The organism is Kitasatospora sp. NPDC059577 (genome assembly GCF_042735475.1).
Taxonomy (GTDB): domain Bacteria; phylum Actinomycetota; class Actinomycetes; order Streptomycetales; family Streptomycetaceae; genus Kitasatospora.
The window spans coordinates 44,710-51,400 of record NZ_JBHWBZ010000065.1 but is presented as its reverse complement, the minus strand read 5'-3'; the positions used below and the strand labels follow the sequence as shown (position 1 = coordinate 51,400).

The 6,691-nt window shown below is 73.3% G+C and carries 6 protein-coding genes; all 6 read left to right on the top strand.

Annotation, left to right across the window (positions count from 1 at the left end):
• The first annotated feature begins 139 nt into the window (after positions 1-139).
• From ACFV0O_RS34760 to ACFV0O_RS34735, 6 genes are read left to right on the top strand one after another with little or no spacing between them, the layout of a single operon-like run.
• Positions 140-1,144, top strand: a complete 1,005-nt coding sequence (locus ACFV0O_RS34760; protein WP_380347831.1) for an agmatine/peptidylarginine deiminase — start codon at positions 140-142, stop codon at positions 1,142-1,144.
• A 32-nt stretch (positions 1,145-1,176) separates the two neighbouring features.
• Entirely contained in the window at positions 1,177-2,826 is a 1,650-nt protein-coding gene (locus ACFV0O_RS34755) for an ABC transporter substrate-binding protein (protein ID WP_380347829.1), read from the top strand.
• Positions 2,823-3,782 carry an ABC transporter permease gene (locus ACFV0O_RS34750; RefSeq protein WP_380347827.1) on the top strand — a complete coding sequence of 320 codons (960 nt, stop codon included), beginning with the start codon at positions 2,823-2,825 and terminating at the stop codon, positions 3,780-3,782. Before ACFV0O_RS34755 ends, ACFV0O_RS34750 begins: the two co-directional genes overlap by 4 nt.
• Positions 3,779-4,633: an ABC transporter permease gene (locus ACFV0O_RS34745; protein ID WP_360256428.1), complete on the top strand. Its 855-nt coding sequence runs from the start codon at positions 3,779-3,781 to the stop codon at positions 4,631-4,633. Before ACFV0O_RS34750 ends, ACFV0O_RS34745 begins: the two co-directional genes overlap by 4 nt.
• Complete coding sequence (locus ACFV0O_RS34740; RefSeq protein ID WP_380347824.1) at positions 4,630-5,631, top strand: ABC transporter ATP-binding protein; 1,002 nt, start codon at positions 4,630-4,632, stop codon at positions 5,629-5,631. The genes ACFV0O_RS34745 and ACFV0O_RS34740 overlap by 4 nt, the downstream gene beginning before the upstream one ends.
• Entirely contained in the window at positions 5,624-6,421 is a 798-nt protein-coding gene (locus ACFV0O_RS34735; protein WP_380347822.1) for an ABC transporter ATP-binding protein, read from the top strand. The genes ACFV0O_RS34740 and ACFV0O_RS34735 overlap by 8 nt, the downstream gene beginning before the upstream one ends.
• Positions 6,422-6,691: the final 270 nt, after the last annotated feature.

The window sequence follows — 6,691 nt, the reverse complement described above, 5'->3', positions numbered from 1 at the left end:
TGGCGCCCCCCGCCGGGGGCCGAGCGCCCCCCCCCGGGGGGGGGGCGGGCCCGGCCCCCCCCCCCCCCCCCCCCCCCCGCGGGGGGCGGGGCCCCCCGCCGCCCCCGCCCCGGCCGGACCCGAACAGAAGAGGTTTCCCGTGACGTACCGAATGCCCGCGGAGTGGACCGAGCACGAGGGCTGCCTGATGGCCTGGCCCGTCCGGCCGGAGCTGTGGGGCGACACCCTCGACGAGGTGCAGGGCGAGTACGCGGCGGTCGCCCGCGCCATCGCCGAGTTCGAGCCGGTCACCATGGTGGCGCCGCCCGGTCACGGCGAGGACGCGCGCTCCCGGTGCGGCGAGGGCATCACCGTCGTGGAGCTGCCGACCGACGACTCCTGGTTCCGCGACTCCGCGCCGATCTTCGTCCTGGACGGGGACGGCCGCCGGGCCGGCGTGGACTTCCGCTTCAACGCCTGGGGCCGCAAGCACCACCCGTGGGACGCCGACGACCGGATCAGCGGCCTGCTGCTGGACCACCTCGGCACCCCGGCGATCCGCTCCGAAATGATCCTCGAAGGCGGCGCGATCACCGTCGACGGCGAGGGCACGCTGATCACCACCGAGCAGTGCCTGCTGCACCCCAACCGCAACCCGGACATGAGCCGCGAGGAGATCGAGGCCGAGCTGAAGGCCCGCCTCGGCGTCACCAAGGTGATCTGGCTGCCCTACGGCGGCGCGCTGGACACCGAGACCGACGGGCACGTCGACGGCGTCTGCGCCTTCGTCGCCCCCGGCAAGGTCGTGGTGCAGCTGCCGTCCGACCCGGAGCACCCGGACCACGTGCGGATGCGGGCCAACCGCACCGTGCTGGAGCACTCCACCGACGCCCAGGGCCGGCCCTTCGAGATCGTCGACCTGACGCAGGCCGCCTTCGTCGAGGTCGACGGGCGTGAGGTCGAGGTAGGGTACCTGAACTTCTACCTGGCCAACGGCGGTGTCGTCGTGCCGGTCGCCGACCACCCCGAGGACGCGGGTGCGCTCGCCGTGCTCGCCGCCGCCTACCCGGACCGGAAGGTCGTCGGCGTGCGGGCCAGGGTCATCGCCTACGGCGGCGGTGGTGTCCACTGCATCACGCAGCAGATCCCGGCCGCCCACGCCTGACCCCCTCGCCAGCGAACGGAGAACACCCCCTCATGACTCCCACCGCGCCCGCGAGACGCGCCACCGCCCCCGGCCGGCTCGCCCTCGCCACCGCCCTGCTCTCGGCCGCGGCCCTGGTCGCCGCCTGCTCCGGTCCGCCGCGCGGCGGCTCCGACCAGGCGGCGGTCCAGCTGTCCGCCGACACCCCGGCGGCCAAGGGCGAACTCGACTCCTTCACCTGGGCCACCTACGCGGAGCCGCCCACCCTCGACTACATCCAGGCCTTCGACTACCCGCAGAACACCGTCCTGTCGAACGTCTGCGAGAGCCTGATGCGCTGGACCCCCCAGCTCACCCTGGCTCCCGGCCTGGCCGAGAAGGCCTCCAACCCCGACGCCACCACCTGGGTCTACGACCTGCGCTCCGGTGTGCACTTCCACGACGGCTCGGTGATGACCGCCGACGACGTCGTCTACAGCCTCGGCCGGCAGACGAACCCCGACAACGCCTCGGCCTGGGCCCAGGTGTTCCAGAACGTCGACTCCGTCGCCAAGACCGGCCCGCTCCAGGTCACCGTCAAGCTCAAGCAGCCGGACTCCCAGTTCCCGCAGTACATGGCCACCGCGGCCGGCGTGGTCGCGGCCAAGGCCGGGGTGGAGGCGGCCGGCAAGGACTACGGCACCGGCGGCAGCCTCGACTGCACCGGGCCCTTCAAGCTCGGGGCCTGGGCCAAGGGGCAGTCGATCGAGCTGCAGCGCTTCGACGACTACTGGGGCACCAAGGCCAAGTCCAAGAAGGTCGTCTTCAGCTTCCTCACCGACCCGTCGGCCCGCACCAACGCGATGCTCACCGGCGACGTCGACGGCGGCTACCTGATCCCGACCGAGAGCTACGACCGGCTGCGCAAGAGCGGCGCCGGCACGCTGTACTTCGGCGAGGGCCTGAGCACCGTCAACCTCAACGTCACCAGCATGCAGGGCCCGCTCGGCGACCTCCGGGTCCGCCAGGCGCTGTCCCTGGCGCTCGACCGCTCCGGCTTCGTCAGGACCGGCCTCGCCGGCGCCGGCACCGTCACGGGCTCGCTCACCACCCGTGCGGCCTGGGCCGGCGCCCCCGACGACGTCCGGAAGTCGGCCTTCGAGCACCTCACCCCGACCGCGCAGGACGTCGAGCGGGCCAAGGCCCTGGTCAAGGAGGCCGGCGCCGAGGGCAAGACGCTCACCGTCGCCACCAGCACCATCGGCCAGGACGTCTCCCTGCTCGCCACCGCCGTCCAGGCCGCCGGCGCGAAGATCGGCCTGAACGTCCAGCTGAGGACGATCGCCCCGAACGCCTTCACCGCGCTGTTCACCGACCCCAAGGCCCGCGAGGGCCTGGACATGTTCCCCGAGACCTACTACGACTCGGTCACCGACCCGCTCGACCTGCTCGCCAACTTCAAGACCGGCGCCTACCAGAACTTCGCCGGCTACAGCGAACCGGCGTACGACGGCCTCGTCGACCAGGCGACCGCCGAGTACGACCCGGCCAAGCGCGCGGCGATCGAGGCGAAGCTCCAGCAGACCGCCTCCGAGCAGCTGCTGTGGATACCGGTCGCCGAGTGGCCCACCGCCGTCTTCCTCAACAAGCGCATCACCGGCGCCCCCACCACCATCTCGTACATGTACTACCCGTGGGCCGCCGACGTGGGGGCCGCGCGGTGAACTTCCTGAGATTCGCCGTACGGCGGCTGGTCGAGATGGCCGCCACCCTGCTCGGCGCGTCCTTCGTGGTGTTCGGCGCGATGTACCTCGCGCCGGGCAACCCGGCGAGCTTCCTGCTGTCCGGCCGGTCGGCCTCGCCGGCCGCCCTGCAGGCGATCAACGACCAGTACCACCTCGACGACCCCTTCCTGGTCCGGTACTTCCGCTGGCTCGGCCAGGTGCTGCAGGGTGACTTCGGGCGCTCGATCACCTACCGCACCGACGTGTCCACGCTGCTCGCCGACCGGCTGCCCGCCACCCTGACGCTGGTGGCCATGGCCCTGGTCGTGGTCGTCCTCATCGGCCTGGCCCTGGGCTGGATCGGCGCGGTGCGCGGCGGCGCGACCGACTCGGCGATCCTGCTCTCCACCACGCTCGCGGTCGGCACCCCCTCCTTCGTCGCGGCGGTCCTGCTGCAGGGCCTGTTCGCGGTCAAGCTGGGCTGGTTCCCGACCAGCGGCACCGGCGACGGCTTCGGCGACCTGCTGTGGCACCTCACCCTGCCGGCGATCGCCCTCGCGCTGTACCTGATCGGGATGCTCGCCCGGGTCACCCGCTCGGCGATGCTGGAGGCCCTGGAGGGCGAGCACATCGCCGTCGCCCGCAGCCGCGGCGTGCCCGAGCACGAGGTGATCCGCCGCCACGTGTTCCGCAACTCGCTGGGCACCGTCCTGACCACCGGCGGCCTGATCGTCTCCACCCTGCTCGTCTGCACGATCCTGGTGGAGTCCGCGTTCAGCATCGGCGGCATCGGCCAGCTCCTCGAACTGTCCACCACCACCAAGGACTTCCCGACCGTCCAGGCCATCTCCCTGCTCATCGTGGCCCTGTTCATGATCGTGAACCTGGTCGTCGACCTGCTGCACCCGCTGGTCGACCCCCGGGTCACCCTCGGCACGAGGAGGTCCGACGCATGAGTGTCGCCCTCACCCGACGGCCCGGCCTCGGCCGCCTCAAGGCCGCCCGCGCCCCGCTCCACCTGGCCTGCCTCGGCATCGTCGCCCTGGTGGTCCTCGCCGCCCTGCTCGCACCCTGGGTGGCGCCGGCCGACCCGAACGCCGTCGACCTCGGCAACGCCCTCGCCGGTCCCTCGCCGGACCACCTGCTCGGCGTCGACGCGGCCGGCCGCGACACCCTCTCCCGGCTGCTGCTCGGCGCCCGCACCTCCCTGCTCGGCCCGCTCGGCGTCGTCGCCTTCTCCACCGTCGCCGGCGTCGTGGTCGGCCTGGTCGCCGGCTGGCGCGGCGGCTGGATCGACTCCGTGCTGTCCCGCAGCACCGAGCTGGTCTTCGCCTTCCCCGGCATGCTGCTCGCCATCCTGATCGTCTCGGTGTACGGCGAGGGCCTGATCGCCCCCGTCCTCGCCCTCGCGATCGCCTACCTGCCGTACGTCTCGCGCCTGACCCGCTCCCTGGTGCTGGCCGAACGGATGCGGCCCTACGTCAGCGCCTACCGGGTCCAGGGCCACTCCGCGGCGCAGATCTGCCTGCGGCACGTCCTGCCCAACATCGCCCCGATCGTCCTCGCCCAGTCCACCATCAACTTCGGATACGCCCTCATGGACCTGGCCGGCCTGTCCTTCCTCGGACTCGGCGTCCCCGCGCTCACCCCCGACTGGGGGCGGATGGTCTTCGACGGCCAGACCGCGATCCAGCACGGCTACCCGCTGTCCGCGATCCTGCCGTGCGTCCTCATCGTGCTCACCGTCGTCGCCTTCAACGTCGTCGGCGAGCGCTGGGCCGACCGCGTCGCCCGGAGGACCCCATGAACCCGGGGAAGCACATGAATCCCGAGGACCCCGTGAATCCCGGCGAACGGGTGCACGCCCTCGACGTCAGGGGCCTGCGGCTCCACCTGCCCGGCGCCGCCCGGCCCGTCCTCGACGGGGTCGACCTGACCGTCGCCCCCGGCGAGACCGTGGCCCTGGTCGGCGAGTCCGGCTCCGGCAAGACCCTCACCTCGCGCACCGCCCTCGGCCTGCTGCCGACCGGCGCCACCGCCGAGGGCAGCGTCCTGGTCGACGGCGAGGACGTCCTGACCATGGGCCCCGACCGGCTGCGCGCCCTGCGCACCGGCCGGGCCGCGATGATCTTCCAGGACCCGCGGGCCGCCATCAACCCGCTGCGCCGCGTCGGCGACTTCCTCACCGAGGGCGTGCGCCGCACCGGCGTCATGACCGCGGCCGACGCCGACCGGCGCGCGGCCGAACTGCTCGACGCCGTCGGCCTCGGCCCGGAACTGCTGCGCAGCTACCCCGGTCGGCTGTCCGGCGGGATGCTCCAGCGCGTCATGATCGCCGCCGCGCTGATGGGCGACCCGGTGCTGCTGCTCGCCGACGAGCCGACCACCGCGCTCGACGTCACCAGCCAGGCCGAGGTCGTCGCGCTCCTCGACCAGCTGCGCGAACGCTTCGGCACCGGTCTGCTGTTCGTCACCCACGACCTCGGTCTCGCAGCCGCCATCAGCGACCGGGTCCACGTCATGTACGCCGGGCGGATCGTCGAGCACGGGCCCGCCGAGGTGCTGTTCGAGCGGCCCCGCCACCCGTACACCGCCGCGCTGCTCGCCGCCACCCCGCGGCTGGACAGCGGGCCCGGCCGGCTCTCCGCCATCGACGGCCAACCGCCGGACCTGCGGCAGGAGTTGACCGGATGCGCGTTCGCCGCCCGCTGCCGGTACGCGACCGACCTGTGCCGTGAGGCAGCCCCCGCGCCGGGCCCGGTCGCCTGTCACCACCCGCTCGAAGGGAGCCGCGCCGATGACTGAGGCCGTCCTGCAGGTCAACGGGCTGTGCCGCACCTTCGGCAGCGTGCGGGCCGTGGACGAGGTCTCGTTCACCCTCCCGGCCGGCGGCTCGCTCGGCATCGTCGGCGAGTCCGGGTCCGGCAAGACCACCACCGCCCGCATCATCGTCGGCCTCGAACAGGCCGACGCGGGCGAGGTGTCGGTCCGCGGCCGGGCCCGGACCGGGCGGGCCCGGGGGAGGGCCGAACGACTGGCCCGCGCCCGCGAGGTGCAGATGGTCTTCCAGGATCCGTTCCTCTCCCTGGACCCGCGCACCAGCGTCGAGGCCGTCCTGCGGGAGACCCTGCGGCTGCACTTCCCCGGCACCGACCACGCGGCCAGGATCCGGGAGCTCCTCGACCAGGTCGGCCTCGGCACCCGGGCGTCGGAGGCGCTGCCCCGGCAGCTCTCCGGCGGCCAGCGCCAACGCGTCGCCATCGCACGGGCGTTGGCCGTCCAGCCGGACGTACTGGTACTGGACGAGGCGGTCGCCGCACTGGACGTCTCGGTCCAGGCGCAGGTCCTCAACCTGCTCGCCGACATCCGCGAACGGACCGGCGTCGGCTACCTGTTCATCACCCACGACCTCGGCGTGGTCCGCTGCGTGACCGACGACGTCATCGTGATGCGGCACGGCCGGATCGTCGAGTCCGGCCCCACGTCCGACGTCCTCGACTCCCCGCAACACGCCTACACCAGGCTCCTGTTGGAGTCCGTTCCCCGGCCCGGCTGGGATCCCGACCGGATCGCCGCCGCGCGCCGCGCACTGTAAGACGGCCCCGGCCCGGCAGGCGGTGGGACCTGCCGGGCCGGGGCGACCGAGCAACACCGGCGGCGGCGCCGGGTCGGCAGCGAACCTGCCCACCGGCCCGCCGCCGGCGGTTCGCCCGTAACCGCCTCCCCGGCCTGCACCGCCTGGTTCGGCATCCGTACCGAACACCGGCTGCGCCGCGAACGGGAGGAGGGCGCCGAAGCCCCGTGACCGGTTTCCCCCGAACGGCGGATGCGTGCCGCGCCGGGTCCTGACCGCCCTGTCAGTAGC

What these genes read in the sequence shown, in the direction of transcription:
- ACFV0O_RS34755 (WP_380347829.1), top strand. Translation starts at nt 1,177, where the DNA reads ATGACTCCCACCGCGCCCGCGAGACGCGCCACCGCCCCCGGCCGGCTC.
- ACFV0O_RS34745 (WP_360256428.1), top strand. Translation starts at nt 3,779, where the DNA reads ATGAGTGTCGCCCTCACCCGACGGCCCGGCCTCGGCCGCCTCAAGGCC.
- ACFV0O_RS34740 (WP_380347824.1), top strand. Translation starts at nt 4,630, where the DNA reads ATGAACCCGGGGAAGCACATGAATCCCGAGGACCCCGTGAATCCCGGC.
- ACFV0O_RS34735 (WP_380347822.1), top strand. Translation starts at nt 5,624, where the DNA reads ATGACTGAGGCCGTCCTGCAGGTCAACGGGCTGTGCCGCACCTTCGGC.